At 43.1% G+C, this 18042-nt stretch carries 16 protein-coding genes and 1 pseudogene; 15 read left to right on the top strand and 2 right to left on the bottom strand.

All coding sequences use genetic code 11. The features are described 5' to 3' along the window. The first annotated feature begins 40 nt into the window (after positions 1-40). From EAH55_RS29480 to EAH55_RS29405, 15 genes and pseudogenes are all read left to right on the top strand, one after another. Positions 41-661, top strand: a complete 621-nt coding sequence (locus EAH55_RS29480; protein ID WP_121812857.1) for a class I SAM-dependent methyltransferase — start codon at positions 41-43, stop codon at positions 659-661. A gap of 175 nt (positions 662-836) precedes the next feature. Then, a complete protein-coding gene (locus EAH55_RS29475) occupies positions 837-1400 on the top strand; it encodes an adenylyl-sulfate kinase (protein WP_121812856.1) in 564 nt (187 codons plus the stop codon). A gap of 7 nt (positions 1401-1407) precedes the next feature. Beyond that, complete coding sequence (locus tag EAH55_RS29470; RefSeq protein ID WP_121812855.1) at positions 1408-2283, top strand: sulfotransferase; 876 nt, start codon at positions 1408-1410, stop codon at positions 2281-2283. Positions 2284-2546: 263 nt separating this feature from the next. Further along, complete coding sequence (locus EAH55_RS29465; RefSeq protein ID WP_121812854.1) at positions 2547-3185, top strand: DUF4291 domain-containing protein; 639 nt, start codon at positions 2547-2549, stop codon at positions 3183-3185. Positions 3186-3522: 337 nt separating this feature from the next. Further along, a complete protein-coding gene (locus EAH55_RS29460; protein WP_121812853.1) occupies positions 3523-5943 on the top strand; it encodes a TonB-dependent receptor in 2421 nt (806 codons plus the stop codon). Between the two features lie 456 nt (positions 5944-6399). After that, a complete protein-coding gene (locus EAH55_RS29455; RefSeq protein WP_121812852.1) occupies positions 6400-7089 on the top strand; it encodes a porin family protein in 690 nt (229 codons plus the stop codon). A gap of 54 nt (positions 7090-7143) precedes the next feature. Further along, positions 7144-8103, top strand: a complete 960-nt coding sequence (locus tag EAH55_RS29450) for a zinc-dependent alcohol dehydrogenase family protein (protein WP_121812851.1) — start codon at positions 7144-7146, stop codon at positions 8101-8103. Positions 8104-8189: 86 nt separating this feature from the next. Beyond that, positions 8190-9023: a universal stress protein gene (locus EAH55_RS29445; RefSeq protein WP_121812850.1), complete on the top strand. Its 834-nt coding sequence runs from the start codon at positions 8190-8192 to the stop codon at positions 9021-9023. An 87-nt stretch (positions 9024-9110) separates the two neighbouring features. Then, positions 9111-9680, top strand: coding sequence for an NADPH-dependent FMN reductase (locus EAH55_RS29440; protein WP_121812849.1), 570 nt, complete (start codon positions 9111-9113; stop codon positions 9678-9680). Positions 9681-9819: 139 nt separating this feature from the next. Then, positions 9820-10665 (top strand): class I SAM-dependent methyltransferase, encoded by an 846-nt coding sequence (locus tag EAH55_RS29435; RefSeq protein WP_121812848.1) that lies wholly within the window; start codon positions 9820-9822, stop codon positions 10663-10665. Between the two features lie 69 nt (positions 10666-10734). Beyond that, the gene (locus EAH55_RS29430; protein ID WP_121812847.1) at positions 10735-11112 is read left to right on the top strand and encodes a hypothetical protein; all 378 of its coding nucleotides are present in this window, start codon (positions 10735-10737) and stop codon (positions 11110-11112) included. Positions 11113-11264: 152 nt separating this feature from the next. Beyond that, positions 11265-11957, top strand: a complete 693-nt coding sequence (locus tag EAH55_RS29425; RefSeq protein ID WP_121812846.1) for a hypothetical protein — start codon at positions 11265-11267, stop codon at positions 11955-11957. Between the two features lie 107 nt (positions 11958-12064). Then, positions 12065-13552 carry an alpha-amylase gene (locus EAH55_RS29420; protein ID WP_121812845.1) on the top strand — a complete coding sequence of 496 codons (1488 nt, stop codon included), beginning with the start codon at positions 12065-12067 and terminating at the stop codon, positions 13550-13552. A 58-nt stretch (positions 13553-13610) separates the two neighbouring features. Next, positions 13611-13910 carry a GNAT family N-acetyltransferase gene (locus EAH55_RS29415; RefSeq protein WP_121812844.1) on the top strand — a complete coding sequence of 100 codons (300 nt, stop codon included), beginning with the start codon at positions 13611-13613 and terminating at the stop codon, positions 13908-13910. A 1-nt stretch (position 13911) separates the two neighbouring features. Next, positions 13912-14766, top strand: a pseudogene (locus EAH55_RS29405) (NAD-dependent epimerase/dehydratase family protein). Between the two features lie 87 nt (positions 14767-14853). On the opposite strand, the gene EAH55_RS29400 reads toward EAH55_RS29405, so the two are convergent. Together EAH55_RS29400 and EAH55_RS29395 are read right to left on the bottom strand one after the other, a co-directional pair. After that, on the bottom strand, positions 14854-15621 hold the full coding sequence (locus EAH55_RS29400) for an SDR family NAD(P)-dependent oxidoreductase (RefSeq protein ID WP_121812841.1): 768 nt from the start codon (positions 15619-15621) through the stop codon (positions 14854-14856). Between the two features lie 14 nt (positions 15622-15635). Further along, positions 15636-17351 (bottom strand): IlvD/Edd family dehydratase, encoded by a 1716-nt coding sequence (locus EAH55_RS29395; protein ID WP_121812840.1) that lies wholly within the window; start codon positions 17349-17351, stop codon positions 15636-15638. Positions 17352-18042 lie beyond the last annotated feature (691 nt).

Below are 18042 nucleotides of genomic sequence, written 5' to 3'. Positions count from 1 at the left end.
TTTAATAAAACAGTAATTTCGGGTTGAAAACAGCGTGGCCATGAATAGCAGCACCCTCCGCAATTTATACGGTAATATCGATATCTATTTGTTCGATCAGTTATTGAAAGGTCGTTTTGATAATTGCCACACCGTACTTGACGCCGGTTGTGGCAGCGGGCGTAACATTACCTATTTTTTGCAGAACGGGTATAAGGTGTACGGCGTTGACCAAAGCGAGCATGCTGTTGAATTGTCCAAACGCCTATCGGCCGATTTGTGTCCCGATAATTCTCCCGATAATTTTAAACTGTCGGCTGTTGAAAATCTTCCTTTCGACGATGCTCAGTTCGACCTGGTAATTTGCAGCGCGGTGTTGCACTTTGCCAATGATGCCGAGCATTTTGACAATATGCTGCGTTCGTTATGGCGCGTGCTGAAACCCGGCGGTTACTTTTTTGCAAGGCTGGCATCCGACATCGGGATCGAAACCCTGGTGCAACCCCTTGGTAATTACCGCTATCTGCTGCCCGATGGCTCCGAACGTTTTTTGGTAAATGAAGATATCTTGCTGGAGTATACCCGCGAACTGGCTGCGCAACTTTATGAACCTATCAAAACCACCAATGTGCAAAACCTGCGCTGTATGACAACCTGGTGTATGCAAAAACTAAACGCATAATTGCTGCCAGGCTTTTTCCTTTCTCTCCGTCTACGTCATTTACCGGTTCATCGATACAATATACCTGTGTATCGATACACAAAGTGTTAACGGCAATTTCGCTTGAAATATTTGCGTTAAGCCTACAATAACGGGTTAAACAACGATTATTATTTAACGCTTAACACACCACCTTATGATTATTCTGCTTTGCGGTTTATCCGGATCGGGTAAAACTACCCTTGCTCAAAATGTCAAAATACGACTATCTGATACTGATGTTCCGGTTGAAATTATTGATGCCGACGTATATCGCCAAAAGCTGTTTCCTAATTTAGGTTATACTAAGGAAGATCGTTTCGAAAACATCCGCAGGCTTGGCTTCATCGCCGGTAAATTATCCGGACATGGCGTAGTAACTATTATCAGTGCTATAAATCCCTATGATGTTATCCGCCGGGAACTGATAGCCACATACCCTGATGTCAAGCTTATACATATTGATTGCCCTGTTAAAACGCTGATGCAAAGAGATACCAAAGGCCTTTATAAACGCGCGCTGTTACCCGAAGGGCATCCTGATAAGGTAACTAATTTGAGCGGCGTTAATGATCCTTTCCAAATCCCGTCGTCGCCCGATTTGTATATCAACACTCATATTACAAAACAGGGAGATGCTACAGAAATATTGGCTGGTTTTATTCTTGAAAACTATCAGCAGGCGCAAATCAAACAACTATACCAAACCGGTCGCTATTAACTAAACCATGATCAATACTACAGTCAAGTTCACACCGAGGCAAACATTAATTATTGCCGGCATGCACCGTTCAGGGACATCGCTTGTAACAAATTGGCTTAGCCGTTGCGGGCTGCAAATTGGCGAGCGCCTTTGCGGTAGCGGTACAGGCAATGTTGACGGGCACTTTGAGGATATGGAGTTTTTGAAGCTGCATGAAGAGATCCTTGATCGTAACAGCCTGGAAACATCGGGGCTGATTGACAAGAAAGATATTGAGATCCCGCTTTACCAGTTGGAAAAGCTGAAAGCGGTTATCGGTATTAAACAACAGCTTTATGAACAATGGGCCTGGAAAGACCCGCGTACCTGTTTGTTTCTGGATACCTACGCCAAGTTGCTGCCCGGCGCCAGGTACCTGGTGATTTTGCGTAACTATCAGTCGGTGGTTACCTCACTGCTCAGGCGCGATTTTGTTTACGTTGATAAAAAATACATGGCCCGTAAATATATTCAACGATTGGTTTGGGTTCATGTCAGGCGGGCCAGGCGACTTAAGGCATTTTACCATGACCATGCCGAAAACTATTTAAAAGTATGGATCAGTTATAATGAAGCCATCCTGAACTCGCTCAAAAAACTTCAGCCAGATGATTACCTGGTGATAAACTATTCCCAACTGCTTGAAAATGACAGCGAGGTTTTTTCATTTTTAACTGATAAATGGAAGTTTTCACTCAATTATTTTGATTTTAAAGATGTGTACAAACAGGAGCTAATGAATAAAGCCGATGATATCAGCGATTTTGTTGCCGATAAAACCCTGCTGATAAAGGCTACCTACTTGCTTAAACGTTTGGGAAGCTATATGCGGGGCAGCGAAAGCTTTCCAGGTAAGGTATAATTTCCCCATCTGTAAGAACTGTTTATTCTTACAAAATATTCTTCACCGTTGGTTTTAACCAACGGTGAAGAATAATGAAAAATCCTGGCTTTAGCCCAATTGTGCAAGTGGATTTGGGCTGAAGCTCTCTCATCGCTATCTATTACTCCGTTGGTTAAAACCAACGGCAATGAAATTTATCTATTTGTAAACGATATTCATCAATTCTAAACGTATCTAAAAGAGCCTCTTGATATTGTCCTGAAAATTCGTTATATTATAGTATGAATATTATAACAGAATTTTACAATCAGGGCCTTGAACATTGGCCCAAAACAGGGCAACACATCCTTGCCCATCAAACAGATCAGGAGATTGTAGTTTACCAGGCCTACAAAAAGAGCATCTCGAGGTTCGCCGTCGAAAATCAATTTTTGGGTGGAAGCGAATACAGCTACAACCGCATGTCGTGGATTAAGCCCAATTTTTTATGGATGATGTACCGCTGCGGCTGGGCCGAAAAAGAAAACCAGGAAAGTGTACTGGCTTTGTGGATCCAGAAAAAAGATTTCGAGGCTATATTAAATGAGGCCGCGATCTCGTCCTTTAATCCCAAATATCATGACAGCCACGAGCAATGGCGGGCCGATTTAGCTGATAAAGAAGTACGCCTGCAATGGGATCCGGATCATGACCCTTACGGACGTAAACAGGAACGCCGGGCAATACAATTAGGATTAAAAGGGGAGATGCTTGAAAACTTCGGCAAAAAGCAAATTTCCCGCATTGAGGATATTACCGGTTTTGTAAAGCAACAAAAACAATCGCTGGATACCGGCAGACTTCATGAACTGGAAATACCCCTTGAACGGTTTTACAAAACAACCAATGACGCTTTGAATAAGCGGGTTGGTATAGATTGATAGTTGGAGCTCCCAGCCTCTAATAGCCTTACCGGCAAACAGCCACTCTCTTCTTAAACTTTCCCATCCGGGAGGGTAAAGCAAATAAAAGCCTCGCTTTTACTCAATTTTAAATAACAGGTTAATTTTACAGTATTTTAATGATTTACGGTTACCATTCTGTTTAATTGTTAGGTTCTCTTTATCAGTTAAATAACTACTATTTTAAAACCTTATTTGTAATTAATCTAAATAAACATACCTTTGCGCCCGAATCCGGGCTTGCTGGTCGCCAAAACTTCATGGCCGGGATTCAATTAATGCTGATCCTTTAATCAATTTATTATTTAAGTAAAATATGCGTTTTACAATTACCCCTATTTGCGCGTTTGGCAAGTCTGCCGTAATAAACGTTAAAAATAATTTCTTTAAAGCTTTTACCTGTCTGCTGATGATTTTGCTGTTGGGTAACAATGTAAAAGCTCAAACAACTACCGGTTCAATAAAAGGTACCGTAAAAACAGCTGACGGTAAAGCTGCCGAGTTTGTGAATGTAGTTTTAACCAATGCGCAGTTTGGTGCCACCGCCGGGCAAACCGGGCATTTCACCATTAAAAATGTTCCGACAGGCACCTACACCATTGTTGCCAGCTTTATCGGTCTGCAAACCCAAACCAAACAGATTACCGTTACCGCGGGCGAAACCACCACCGTGAACTTTGTTTTATCCGAGGGCGCAAAAGACTTGCAGGAGGTTTACGTAAAAAGCGCAAAACACAACAAATTCCTGAAAAAGGAGACTGAAGATGTTGCCCGTTTGCCGTTAAAAAACCTTGAGAACCCGCAGGTATATAGCGTAGTGACCAGCGAGCTGATGAAAGAGCAGGTTGTAACCAGTTATGTAGATGGTTTTAAAAACATCCCGGGTACCGGTGTTCCTTTGGTTTACAACAACGGGCGCACAACCTTATTATCACGCGGTTTTGTTACCGGTAACTTTATCCGTAACAGTGTTGCTGGTTACAATTTTAACAGCATTGACCCAGCCGACATCGAAAAGATTGAAGCTATAAAAGGCCCGACCGGTACATTGTACAACAGCAGCCTGGCATCATTTGGCGGTTTATTTAACCGTGTTACCAAACAACCTAATGAAACGCCACGCACCGAAATTGCCTATCAAACCGGCAGCTTTGACCTTAACCGCCTTACCGCGGATGTTAATATGCCTTTGAATAAAGATAAAACGGTGTTGTTTCGCGTGAACGCCGCGTTGCATAATGAGCATAGTTTCCAGGATGCTGGTTTTAATCGCAGTATTTTTGTTGCCCCAAGTATCACTTACATCGTTAACGACCGCTTAACTGTTGATGTAGATGCTGAAATAGGTAATTCAAATGCTACATCGGCATACAGGCTTGCTCCGGATGCCAAAGGGAAAATTTATAATATCAAAGATCTCGGTATCGATTATAAACGCTCATTCGCTAACAACAGTGTTGATTATCTGAGTAGGCAGATTGATCTTTACTCGCTGATCAACTATAAAATTTCGGATCACTGGAAATCGCAAACCATGTTCAACAAAACCTATTCCTCTACCAAAGGTTATGTTACGCAGTTAAGTCTTGCCGATACCCTGATTAAGCAGCAGGCCATTAGCCAGGATTATCCTTATTATATCACCAATGTTCAGCAAAACTTTATCGGCGATTTTAAGATCGGTTATTTTCGTAACCGTATAGTTGCCGGTCTGGAATATTATAACCAAAGAAGCAATTGGACAAACTATACAGTTACCCTGCCTGGTATGAGCTATAAAAACCCTGGCGCTGCTTACAATAACTTTAATGTTGATAAAATATCGTCGCTGGTAGCGGCTTTAGCTCCCAACGCCAATTCGTACGTGCAAAATAACCAAAGTTCATACGCGGCTTATGTTTCGGATGTGTTTAATATTACCGAAAGATTGAACGCGATGGCCAGCCTCAGGATAGATAGGTTTGTAAACAAAGGCGCTTATACCCCGGCCAATGGTAAAACTACAGGCAATTTTAGCCAAACGGCATTATCGCCAAAATTTGGCTTGGTTTACCAGTTAGTTAAAGACCAGATCTCATTATTTGGTAACTACATGAATGGGTTTAATAATGCTACGCCTACTGCCACGGCCTTTGATAATTCAACTTTCAAGCCTCAGTATGCCAACCAATGGGAAGGCGGTGTAAAGGTTGATGCCTGGGATCATAAAATAAGTTCAACTGTAAGTTACTATAATATTAATGTAACCAATACCATCATGGACGATTTGGAGCACCCTGGTTTTATAACACAAGCAGGTACACAATTGAGCAAAGGTATTGAAGCCGAAGTTATAGCCAATCCGTTTAGTGGCTTTAACATTGTCGCCGGTTTTGCTTATAATGATAGCAAAATAACTAACGGCGCTGCTTCAGTTCAGGGTTTACGCCCGGCTAATTCCGGCCCGGCCAGGTTGGCCAATTTATGGATGAGTTACCGTATTATGCATGGCAGCGTTCAGGGTTTAGGTTTTGGTGTGGGTGGCAATTACGGCAGCGATTCGTACCAAACCAATACGCAAACATTCAAGTTTACTATACCGTCATATACTACAGTTGATGCTACGGTATTTTACGATCAGCCTAAATACCGCGTAGGCTTTAAACTGGATAACCTTACCAACGAAAAATACTGGTCGTTCCGTTTGGCTCCGCAAAATCTAACCCGCGGAACTTTGAGCGTGAGTATCAAGTTTTAAAAGCGATAATCATTAACAGGAAAGGCTTATGTACCCTCAGGGTCTCTCGGAAAGGATCCTGAGGAGACATAAGTGCTTTGTCGTTTGATGAGCAAGGCGTCTTGTTTTGCCCCTCTGGGGCAAAGGATATTTCTATATTTTTTATGCTACAAACCTTTTGCACCTCTGGTGCATCTGTCTTTCAAAGCATCTAAAACTAACATGATCTTTATTAAATTGTAAAAATCCCCCGGAGGGGGAAAAGGTTTGTAGAAATGATGTTTCCTCGCCCTTATCCGAACCCCAGAGGGGTTCAACTTATACTGATTACTCCACTGGCAATAGACATTTGACTATTAATTTTGCAGGTTAACTTAAACACCGAGAGGCCCAGGGGAGACAAAAAAACTCAAATCAGGTGTAGCATTCTTTTGTGTATGCCCGTATTATCCGTATACAAACCAAACTTACACAAATATGAAATTACCTTTAACCTTATCATTCCTGTTATTATTGGCATGCTTAAAATTATCCGCTCAAACCAAAGCCATTCAGTTTGGTATTAAAGCAGGAATTGCAACAACTTCGTTATCGCGCACTCCCGGTACAGATATCAAGCTTGATAAGGCCGATAAAAGCGGGTTCGGTTATTTTGCAGGAGCTTTTGCCAGCCTCAATTTTAATCGGTTTTCTTTGCAGCCCGCTGTTATTTTCAATTCATCTGTAAATAAAACCACCGAAAATGTAATAAGCGGCGACATCGTTTACCGCCAGTATGGTAAATGGCATTTGTATTACTTACAGGTGCCCGTTAACCTGGTATATAATATTCCGGTACAGGGGGGCAATTTTTATATGGGCGCTGGCCCATACATAACCAAAATTTTATCGGGTAGATTTACACCAGATCCTAACCCGGCTTTACCCTATGCATACGGAGTACCGAATTTTCCTCCCTTTAATGCAAAATTCGGCAATGATAACTTTAGTAATTTTAAATCGTTTGATTACGGCGCGAACGCGGTTGCCGGCTTTGCCCTGAATAACGGTTTTATGATCAACGCTGTTTATAACTTAGGGATAACTAATATCCAGGGAAATGACAGGTATCTGTACGAAAACACAAAAACCAGGAGCCTGGGTATAGCGCTGGGCTATAAATTTTAGGCCCCGTATATTGGCATAACTCAAACTTTCATAGCTGAAAATTGTATTTCAACTATGAAAGCATTGGTTTTTGAGCAGGCGGGCAATGCCGCTGATGTAATTCAGCTAAAACATTTGGCTTACCCCAAACCGGCCCCCGGCCAGTTACTTGTTAGGGTAAAGGCCAGCCCTATACATCCGGCCGATCTGCTTTTCATCGAAGGGAAATATCGCTATAAACCTGCGTTACCTCAAATAGCTGGCCTGGAAGGTGCAGGTTATGTAGAGGAAGCTGGTCACGATAGTATTATCCCCAAAGGGAGCCTTGTAGCATTTAGCAAAATAGGGGCATGGGCGCAATACGTGATAGTTGATGAGCAGGATGTAGTATTATTACCCGATACTTTCCCAGTACAAAAAGCAGCTCAGCTCACGCTCAATCCTTATACCGCTTATGGTTTAATACAGGAAGCAAAAGTTAAAAGTGGCGATTGGCTACTGCTCACCGCAGGCCACTCTACAGTATCGCGCATAGTAATACAACTGGCCGCCGAGAAAGGCATTTGCGTAATAGCCACCGTACGGCACGAAGAGCAAAAACAAGAGTTACTGGCGCTAAAGGCCGAACAGGTAATTGTTCCCGCCCCGGGGGAGCTTAAACAAACCATTAATGAGCTTACTAAAGGCAAGGGGATCAAAGCCGCAGTGGATGCGGTTGGTGGTCCCCTGGCTACCGAAATAATTTCGTCATTATCTCCCGGCGGACGCCTTATTGCTTATGGATTACTTGATCCTAAACCAACATCTTATTTAAATGCCGAGGTCGTTTTTAAAAACCTGATGATTAAAGGATTTGGTGTAAGGGGCTATGTTGAAGGCTTATCGCACGAGGAAAGAACACATATGATCAGCCATCTGGTACACTCTATTGGCCGGGCCGAATTTAAGCTTTCGCCGGCGGCAACCTACCCGGTTGATGAGTTTGGGCAGGCTTTGGCTTATGATAAAGGAGGGAAGGTTTTATTGGAGTTTTAACAACAAAATAATGTATTAAAATAGTTAAACAAATCGTAAATTTAGCATTAAGCGCACGGGTTTCGTACGTACCTAAATTGTTTGTTATGAAAACTATATTAATACCCGTAGATTTTTCCGACACCAATACCAACGCCATTAAATATGCAGCCGATATTGGTTGTGATATGCCGGTAAAGAAAATTATCCTCCTTAAAAGCTATTACACATCGGTATATGAACAAATCCTTCCCTCCCCAGACTATTTGCTGATAAGCCCGGATGATATTGAAAATGAACGGCAAAAAATTGAAGTTGAGCTTAAGGAGCTCATGAAAAAACTGAAAAACCGCTGTCATGAAAATATAGAGATCGAAACAGTAGTTAGCACCGAACCAATTATCAGGGCCATACATGATGTAGTTGAAGATCAGCATCCCGATTTGATGATTGTTGGGGGCGATATGGGGCACGAACTAAGCATGATTGGCGAGCAGGTGATCGAAATTGCAAAAAGCAGTTCGGTAAAAGTATTGATCATTCCACCCAATTGTAATTATCAGAAAATAGAGCAGGCGTTGGTGCCCTGTGATCTGGAAGCCGTTGCCCGGCTTGGCGTTTTACAAGGACTTAATACCTCGCACAGTTGGCTTAACCCCAAACTGATGCTGCTTTATGTCGACCCGAAAAACAAACACATCGGGCGCGAAGAGGAGTTTGAGGCTTCGGTAAAACAACTTGTAAATTGCTATGAGTGTAAGCTTCACTACTCGGACGATAAAAATATTGTACGGGGGATACTCAATTTTGCCAAAGAGCAATCTGTACAACTGATCATCGCTTTGCCGGGCAAACATAGCTTTTTCTATAATTTAACCCATAGCAGTATCACCGAGGCCTTGTCAATAAACGCTACAAACCCGGTGCTGATACTTAAATAGCATTTGTAAAGTTTTTATCAATCTTGTTTTTTGTTTAGGTGTAGTTGCCTTGAATTGCCAATATTTACAGCAACTAAACTGATAAACATGTATAAACTCAAAGTAATAACTTCTACCGTACGTCCGGGCCGTAAAGGGCCTGCTGTTGCCAAATGGATAACTGAGGTGGCTAACAATCATGGCTTTGAAGCCGAAATGGTTGATCTGGGCGAGCTTAATCTACCCCTGATGAACGAGCCTGTTCACCCCGCCCTTAAGCAATATGAACACGAACACACCAAACAGTGGAGCGCTAAAATTGAAGAAGCCGACGCTTTTATTTTTGTGACTGCCGAATATGATTACAGCTATCCTGCACCACTTAAAAATGCCATAGAATACCTGGTACACGAATGGGCTTATAAGCCAAGCGGCATTGTGAGCTATTCTATAGGACCGTTTGCCGGTGTAAGGGCGGTTATGAGTTTAAAAACAGATCTGCTTTCGTTAAAGAATGTTGCACTTGCCGAAATGGTCAATATTCCTCAATTAAATCAGTTTGTTGACGAGGATAATAATTTTACTGCCGATGAAAGGCTGGATAAAAACGCCAAGATCATGCTTGATCAACTGGTACGCTGGACTAAAGGCATGAAAGCGATACGGGAAGATAAATAGCATTCGTAGTTAAGATCTTTAAATCCCCTGTCATAACCGGCAGGGGATTTTCGTTTTAAATAATGAGGAAATTTTTGATGTAACATGTTGACAGTAATTGTATTAAATTTATGCTGATCATACTGTATTATTATTGGCTATGGAAAATCAATTGGAACAGATCCGCGATCAGCAAAAGCAATCATGGAATAAATTTTCGCCCGGATGGAAGAAGTGGGACGAGTTTAACATGCGTTTTTTAAAACCCATGGGCGATGCTATTATTGATAACCTTAAAATAAAAGATGGATACAATGTGCTGGACATTGCCGCCGGAACCGGCGAACCCGGCTTAACCATTGCTGCTTTAACACCTAATGGAACAGTAACCGGAACCGATCTCGCCGAAGGTATGCTGGAGATAGCCAGGGCAAATGCCGCGGCTAAGGGAGTAAAAAATTACAAAGCTCAAATTGCCGACGTAACCGAACTACCTTTCGACACAGAAACATTTGACGCTGTCAGTTGCCGCATGGGGTTCATGTTTTTTCCGGATATGCAATTGGCTGCCAATGAAATTTACAGGGTGTTAAAGCCCGGTGGCCGCTTTGCCACTGCTGTATGGGCAGGCCCCGAACAAAATAACTGGGTTACCACCATTATGAGTGTTATCCAAAAGCACGTGATATTACCAGCCCCGCCTCCGGGTTCTCCGGGAATGTTTCGCTGTGCAAAGCCGGATGTTATTGCCAATTTGTTAAAGCAGGCGGGTTTTAATGATATAACACCAATTGAGCTAACCGGACAGGTAGACTACGGAAGCTTTGACCGTTACTGGCAAATGATGATGGAAGTTGGCGCCCCAATAGTAGCTGCCATGTCGCAGGCCGATGAGCCGACCAGGAATAAAATAAAGGAAGAGGTTGCGGCATTGTTCCAATCGCAAAATACAGGTGGAACAGCGCAGCTCAATTATGGTGCACTTGTAATTAGTGCTCAAAAATAATCTTCAGATAACTTTGATGTAATCTGAAATTTAACATTGAGGTTAAATTAGAGATATAATTTTACGTTAATGAAACCGCAATATAAACTTAAGCTTGTCTTATTGTTTGCTACACTAATGTTTGTGGCCAAGCCTTTTGTTGGTTTCATGATTTTTAACAGGCAACATCCTCCGGTAAAAATCAACATCTTCCTACTCGATAAATCATTTAGCAAGCGGATCATTCAATACCGCTATGGTAGCCTGTCCATAATGACGGCCATTCAAAAAAAATTGGCACACCCCGTTGTCAGTTTACGTTTAAGGCTCTCCTTCTTTTTACTGCTGTTATACCCTTTTCTTTTCGGGTTCAGGAAGCGGGTTACCTACCGGCATATCAGGTTCTTAAACCTCAATAAAACTTTATCCTCCCCGCTTTATCTGGTCAACCGGCAAATTATTGTTTAACGGATGGCAAAGCCGTGTATTATTAGTAATTGATAACCTATCTGCGGCAACTCTATTTTAGTTGATCATCGGTTTATTTTATCCGGCTTCCGGGCCGTGTCACCATTGTTTATCCGCGGTTTTAAGTGCGATAAACTTTCATATTTATTAAAATGCCACTTTCCTATTCATATACCAATTTTGACGATAACGATAAAGAGTTATCAAATTTTGCCAAGGCCCTGGCGCTGCCGGTAAGGGTAGCCATTATCAGGATCATTATTGAACATAATAATGTGGTAAAGCGCGAAATGCTTTACGAGATCCCCTTCAACATCGAAACCATAAACAAACATGTGGCCGAACTTAAAAACCTGGGCATCCTGAAAGTTTACGGGATAAAGGGCAATGTCAATTACAGTATCGACGAAAGCTTGTTCGATCAGATGGCTTACCGTTTTTCTATGTTGTTTAAAAGTGCAAGACATCTGTTTGTACAACATATCAATACCGATTATGAGGTTGCGGAAGTTACCCCGGCGGTTAATATCAGCAACACTATGCCCATTTTAAACCACTTTGGACTTTTTATTAGCCAACAACGAAATTTACTTAACATAACACAAATGGCATTGGCCGAAAAACTGGATTCAGAGGTAGAGATCTTAAACCAGATGAAACTGGGAGAGCTTGCTTTTAATCCCGAAAAACTGATGCTGCTTGCCAACGCGTTTAGTATTGCGCCTACGGTATTAAAGCGTGAATATTACAGCTACAGGATTGCCGAGCTTGTTGACGAAAGCGGTTGCAATGAATCATTGCTGGATAGTGCCAAAGAAAAGATCCATCAAATGCACGCTTCCTGAGCTTTTTGATTTACAGTGATTTAATATTGAGGTTAAGGCCCGATAAAACCTTTCTGCGTATATTTAGTTAAGTATCAACTATAAAATGGCATACTTAATTTAAACGCATGGAAAATTTTACAATGCTGCAGTTTTTTGAATGGTATTACCCCGCCGGAGGCAGATTGTGGAATCAGTTAAAAAATGACGCGCAAAATCTGAAGAAAAAAGGGATCGACTCGGTTTGGTTGCCACCGGCTTACAAAGCAGCAAGCGGTGGCTATTCGGCAGGGTACGATGTTTATGATATTTATGACCTTGGTGAGTTTGATCAAAAAGGTACCATCCCCACAAAATACGGCACTAAACAGGAATACCTTGACGCTATTGCTGCCGCGCAAAAAGCCCAATTAAAGGTTTATGTTGATGTGGTGCTAAATCACATGGGCGGTGCCGATGAAATTGAGAAAGTGAACGCCCGAAAGGTTGACCCGGCTAACCGTAACGAATTTATAAGCGATGTTTACGAGATAGGGGCGTACACCAAATTCACATTTCCTGGCCGTAAAGGCAAATACTCCAAATTTATATGGGACTGGCAATGCTTTTCGGGTATCGACTATGATGCCTATAAAAAGGAAACCGCCATCTTCAGCATCCAAAACCAATATGGCGAAGGCTGGGAGGATGTGCTTGACGATGAAAATGGTAACTACGATTACCTCATGCTTTCAGATATTGACACCCGCAACCCAAGTGTGAGGCAGGAGCTCAAAAACTGGGGCAAGTGGTATTTTGAAACCGCTAAGTTCAATGGCTTCCGGCTCGATGCTATTAAACATATGGATCATGGCTTTTACAACGAATGGCTTGACTATATGCGCAATGAGTTTAAGCATGAGTTTTTTACCGTTGGCGAGTACTGGGCTTTTGATCTGCCCAAACTATTAAAATATATTGAGGCAACAGAAGGGCGTATGTCGCTTTTTGATGCGCCATTGCATGATAATATTCACCAGGCTTCAAAAGCAGGTAAAGATTATGATCTCACCACAATTTTTGATAATACCCTGGTAAGTGCCAATCCCGAGCGTGCCGTTACACTGGTTGAAAATCATGACACCCAGCCGCTGCAATCGTTAGAGCAGCCGGTTGATGCCTGGTTTAAGCCGCTTGCCTATGCGTTGATTTTGCTGCGTGAAGCCGGTTATCCCTGTGTTTTTTACGCCGATATGTACGGCTCAAAATATACCGATAAAGGCGGGGATGGAAAGGAATATAGCATTGAGCTGCCAATAGTTGCTGAACTGGAAACCTTACTTTATGTAAGGAAAAACCTGGGCTACGGTACCCAGCGCGATTATTTTGACCACCCTAATTGTATAGGCTGGACACGCGAGGGCGATACAGACCATGAAGACTCGGGATGTGCAGTTGTACTATCAAACAGCGAGGATGGCTACAAAGAAATGGAAATTGGGGCCGGGCATGCGGGTAAGGTGTTTGTTGACTATTTGAACAAGCACGATGGTGAAGAAGTAATTATTACTGCTGATGGCTGGGCCGAGTTTAAAGTTAAAGCGGGAACGGTCTCGGTGTGGGGAATTAAAAAGTAATTTACATTAAACGGGGTTAACATTTTATACATTTGTTAACCCCGTAATAAATACAGCTATGAAATACGAAGAAATTCCCTTGGTAAATAATGAGGCCATCCATAATTTTGAACTGCATGTCGAAGGCCACCGCGCTTTTATCGATTACAAACAAAAGGATGATAAAATTTACCTGATCCATACCGAAGTACCGGTTGAACTGGAAGGTAAAGGTGTGGCGTCGGCTATAGTCGAAAAAGCATTCAACTATATCGAAGAACATAACCTGAAGCTTGTTCCTCTTTGTGTTTACGTTGCATCATATCTTAAGCGTCACCCGGAGTGGTCACGAATACTGGCTATAGCTCCGGGTCATTAATATGCGTGTTTTAGTTACTGGTTCATCGGGCAGGTTGGGGGCTGTTACGGTTAAACATTTATGCTCGCATGGGCATGATGTTACCGGTATTGATGAGATCTCGGCCGAAACTACTGATGAGCAGATCGATATCCTGAACAAAGAGGCCGTTTTAGCCATCACCAAAAACATCGATGCAATTGTTCATACTGCCGCCATCCATGGTAAACACTATGAATTGAACTATCCCCGCGAGGCATTTATCGATGTAAATATTTAGGGCACGCTTAATTTGCTCAATGCATGTATAGCCAATGGGGTGTCAAAGTTATTGTATACCAGTACAACATCTATTTATGGTGATGCGATGGTTGATGACAGTCGGGCTGTTTGGGTTGATGAAGAGTTAATGATTAAACCCCGCGATATCTATGATATCACCAAACAAACTGCCGAACAGCTTTGTAAAGATTTTTTTTATAGCGAAGGATTGCAAACATCGGTTTACCGGGTTGGTCGTTTCCTGCCAGAGGCTGATAATCTTAAACTAAATCATCGCCTTTACCGCGGGCTCGATGAACGTGACGGTGCCGAAGGATTACGATTAGCCCTGGAGAAAACTTTTCCGGAATTTGAGATCTTTAATATCACCAGCAGTTCGCCTTTTAAAAAAGATGAACTGGTTCAGCTCAAGCAAAATCCTGCCGAAGTAATAAAAAAACACTATCCGCATGCCGAAGCTATTTATAAAGCAAAAGGCTGGGAGTTTCCGAAAAGTATCGATAGGGTTTATGTAAGCGAAAAGGCCAAACGGTATTTGGGTTATGAGCCGAAGTTTACGTTTGATTATCTGTTGAATGATCTGAACGTAGACTGAGATTTACGAAGTTTTTAAAACTTCGTAAATCTGGTTTGGGGAGTTTCCCAACCACTCACCTGATCAACCCAATCAACCGCTCACCACCTAATAAGGCGAAGTACTAACCGCCGTCCATCCGCCATCAACCACCAGGTTTTGCCCGGTAATGTGCCTTGCATCGGGAGATACTAAAAACAACACGGCATTTGCCACATCTTCAACCGTAGCCGCGCGACCCATTGGTGTAATGCGGGCCCATGTTTTTTGATACCCGGCATCTTCCAGGGTACGCTCGGTTAACGTAGCGCCGGGGGCAACGGTGTTTACGGTAATTTGATGCTGCGAAAGTTCAACAACCAAACTTTTGGCCAGCATTTCCAAAGCTGCTTTGGTCATGCCATAAGCCGCAAGGTCCTGGTGGGCCTGGTGCCCCGTAACCGACGACATGAACAGGATACTTCCCCCGCTTTTTTGTTTTACAATTTGTCTGGCTGCCCTTTGCGCCAAAAAGAAACTGCCCTGTAGGTTAAGGTTCATGACACTTTGCAGCGATTGGGCCGGATAATTCAAAAAATCGCCAAACAAAGTGATGCCTGCGTTGGCAACAGCAACAGTGAGTTTGCCATAGCGTTGCACGGCTTCATCAACCATTTGTTGTATAAAATCAATATCTGAAGCATCTCCGGGCATCGGATAGCAATTACCGCCAAGGCTGTTTATAGTATCTGCGGCGATGGTAGCCAGTTCTTCGCTCAAATCGTTCAGTAATACAGCAGCACCGGCGGTGCTTAATTGTTTCGCTATTTCAAAACCTATCCCTTGTCCTGCCCCGGTTACTATGGCTACCTGCCCGCTAAATTTATTCGTTATCATTTTTTAGATTGATATTAATGCGAATCCCTCAAAACCTCACTACCTGAACTTCCCTTTAAAAAATCCAGATCGGCACCAAGGTGCGCCTGCTCAACGTGGGTTTGGTATAAATAAGTGTATCCGCGTTTGCTGATATTGTTATTTAATAACAGTTTCGATTTTCTTTCGACAATTTCCTCGTCGCTTACTTCAAGGTGCAAAGTTCCAGCCGGTACGTCAAGTTTAATCATGTCACCGTCCTGTACTATGGCCAGCGTTCCGCCGATGGCAGCCTCGGGCGATACGTGTAATACCACCGTACCAAAGCCGGTGCCGCTCATCCGTCCGTCCGAAATGCGTACCATATCGGTAACGCCCTGATCAGCCAGTTTTTTAGGGATCAGCATATTGCCAACTTCCGGCATGCCTGGATAGCCTTTTGGTCCGGCATTTTTTAATACCAGTATACTGTCTTTATCCACATCCAGTGCCGGATCGTTGATCCGATGGTTAAAATCCTCAATATTTTCAAATACAACCGCCTTGCCGGTATGCCGCATTAAAGCGGTACTTGCTGCCGATGGTTTAATCACCGCCCCGTTTTGGCAAAGGTTGCCTTTAAGTACAGTTATACCTGCTGTTGGGTTAAAAGGATTATCAACCGGAGCTATGAGGTCACGATTAAAACATTCGCTGTTTTCATAGTTTCGCGATATCGGATGTCCGCTTACGGTTATCGCATCGCTGTTAAGCCGTTCATGAAGTTCTTTCATCAGGGCCGGTAAACCTCCGGCATAATAAAAATCCTCCATAAAATACTTGCCCGATGGTTGCAGGTTAGCCAGCAAAGGTATTTTACGGGCAGAGGTGTTGAAATCATCCATATTTAAATCAATACCAATACGGCCCGCTATGGCCAGCAGGTGAATAATAAAATTGGTAGAACCACCAATGGCCGCATTAACGGTAATGGCATTTTCAAAAGCCTGCCTTGTAAGGATGTCTGAAGGTTTCAGGTCTTCGCGCACCATGTCAACAATTCGGTTGCCGGATAAATGCGCCAAAACTTTTCGCCTGGAATCGGCAGCGGGGATGGCCGCGTTCTCTGCCAGTGAAAGCCCCAGCGATTCCACCATGCAGGCCATGGTTGATGCAGTACCCATTACCGCGCAATGCCCCTGGCTCCGGGCCATGCAGGCTTCGGCGGTATAAAGGTCCTCGTCGTTCATTTGCCCGGTTTGATGATCGGCAAAAAAGCGCCAGATATCTGAAGTGCCAATATCCCTGCCCCGGTATTTGCCGGTTAGCATGGCCCCGCCCGAAACAACAATAGTGGGAATATTAACACTGCAGGCACCCATCACTAATGCAGGAGTGGTTTTATCACAGCCGCAAAGTAACACAACACCATCCAGCGGGTTGGCGCGAATGCTTTCCTCCACATCCATACTTACCAGGTTTCGGTATAGCATAGCAGTAGGTTTAACCAACGTTTCGCCTAACGACATTACCGGAAACTCGACAGGGTAACCACCTGCTTCGTAAATGCCGTTTTTTACAGATTGTGCCAATTCCCGGAAATGAGCATTGCAGGGTGTAAGTTCCGACCATGTATTGCAGATCCCTATCACCGGCTTCCCTTGCAGCTGATGTGCCGGAATGCCCTGATTTTTCATCCACGCACGATATATAAAGCCATCCTTGCCCTTTTTACCAAACCATTGCCGGCTCCGTAGCGGTTTATCCTCCATAAAGATGTATTGTGTTTAAACTGGTTATTTAACAAATATAGATTTCTATAAATCGTTTTAGGTTATTGTAAATGAAAAGTTAGAAACTCTTTTAAATAACGCTGCCATACAAAGCATCTTTAATGTTAACCGATTGGAAGAATGCGCCAGAGTTGCAAAAGGTTTGTAAAAAATCAAACGGCTCAAATGTGGCGCGCCGGAGGTCAATGTTATTAAATTAAGAGATTGACAGGCTGCACCAGCGGTGCAAAAGTTTGTAGAAAATCAGAGGGATTAGATTTTTAGTGTGCCAGAGGTACACAACTTAGCGTTAGGTGAGTTATCTGCGATTATCTGTCTATATATTGTATAATAGATGTTGCGAATGCTAAACCCGGTGTTGATGATTTCCGGTTTTTTTCTGAGTGCCAACTGCCTGCTCATAACTGTCAACTGAATTAAGGGCGTTCCCTACGGCCGGGCTATCCGCTCATACTGCACGGGCCTTATCCACGGGCCGGTATCCGCTGCTATCCCTAACGCGGGTTTTATGGTCAGTATGGAACTTTTTCTCCTTGAGGAATAGCGAGTTAAAGAAAGTGCAGGGCGAATAGTCAGAAATAATTTGGAGGGGAGTAAAAAGTGACTACCTTTGCAGCCCGCAAACGAGGAAGCGGGGTTTGTTCTTTAAAGGTTGAAAGTGAATGAGGAA

The organism is Mucilaginibacter kameinonensis, from assembly GCF_003675385.1.
In the GTDB taxonomy this organism is placed as follows: domain Bacteria; phylum Bacteroidota; class Bacteroidia; order Sphingobacteriales; family Sphingobacteriaceae; genus Mucilaginibacter; species Mucilaginibacter kameinonensis.
This window is presented reverse-complemented; position numbering and strand designations above follow the sequence as displayed.

Bases quoted from the DNA above. Each gene is read 5' to 3' on its own strand.
- EAH55_RS29475 (WP_121812856.1), top strand. From the start codon at position 837: ATGATTATTCTGCTTTGCGGTTTATCCGGATCGGGTAAAACTACCCTT.
- EAH55_RS29445 (WP_121812850.1), top strand. From the start codon at position 8,190: ATGAAAACTATATTAATACCCGTAGATTTTTCCGACACCAATACCAAC.
- EAH55_RS29440 (WP_121812849.1), top strand. From the start codon at position 9,111: ATGTATAAACTCAAAGTAATAACTTCTACCGTACGTCCGGGCCGTAAA.
- EAH55_RS29455 (WP_121812852.1), top strand. From the start codon at position 6,400: ATGAAATTACCTTTAACCTTATCATTCCTGTTATTATTGGCATGCTTA.
- EAH55_RS29465 (WP_121812854.1), top strand. From the start codon at position 2,547: ATGAATATTATAACAGAATTTTACAATCAGGGCCTTGAACATTGGCCC.
- EAH55_RS29425 (WP_121812846.1), top strand. From the start codon at position 11,265: ATGCCACTTTCCTATTCATATACCAATTTTGACGATAACGATAAAGAG.
- EAH55_RS29430 (WP_121812847.1), top strand. From the start codon at position 10,735: ATGAAACCGCAATATAAACTTAAGCTTGTCTTATTGTTTGCTACACTA.
- EAH55_RS29450 (WP_121812851.1), top strand. From the start codon at position 7,144: ATGAAAGCATTGGTTTTTGAGCAGGCGGGCAATGCCGCTGATGTAATT.
- EAH55_RS29420 (WP_121812845.1), top strand. From the start codon at position 12,065: ATGGAAAATTTTACAATGCTGCAGTTTTTTGAATGGTATTACCCCGCC.
- EAH55_RS29480 (WP_121812857.1), top strand. From the start codon at position 41: ATGAATAGCAGCACCCTCCGCAATTTATACGGTAATATCGATATCTAT.
- EAH55_RS29400 (WP_121812841.1), bottom strand. From the start codon at position 15,621: ATGATAACGAATAAATTTAGCGGGCAGGTAGCCATAGTAACCGGGGCA.
- EAH55_RS29395 (WP_121812840.1), bottom strand. From the start codon at position 17,351: ATGGAGGATAAACCGCTACGGAGCCGGCAATGGTTTGGTAAAAAGGGC.
- EAH55_RS29415 (WP_121812844.1), top strand. From the start codon at position 13,611: ATGAAATACGAAGAAATTCCCTTGGTAAATAATGAGGCCATCCATAAT.
- EAH55_RS29470 (WP_121812855.1), top strand. From the start codon at position 1,408: ATGATCAATACTACAGTCAAGTTCACACCGAGGCAAACATTAATTATT.
- EAH55_RS29435 (WP_121812848.1), top strand. From the start codon at position 9,820: ATGGAAAATCAATTGGAACAGATCCGCGATCAGCAAAAGCAATCATGG.
- EAH55_RS29460 (WP_121812853.1), top strand. From the start codon at position 3,523: ATGCGTTTTACAATTACCCCTATTTGCGCGTTTGGCAAGTCTGCCGTA.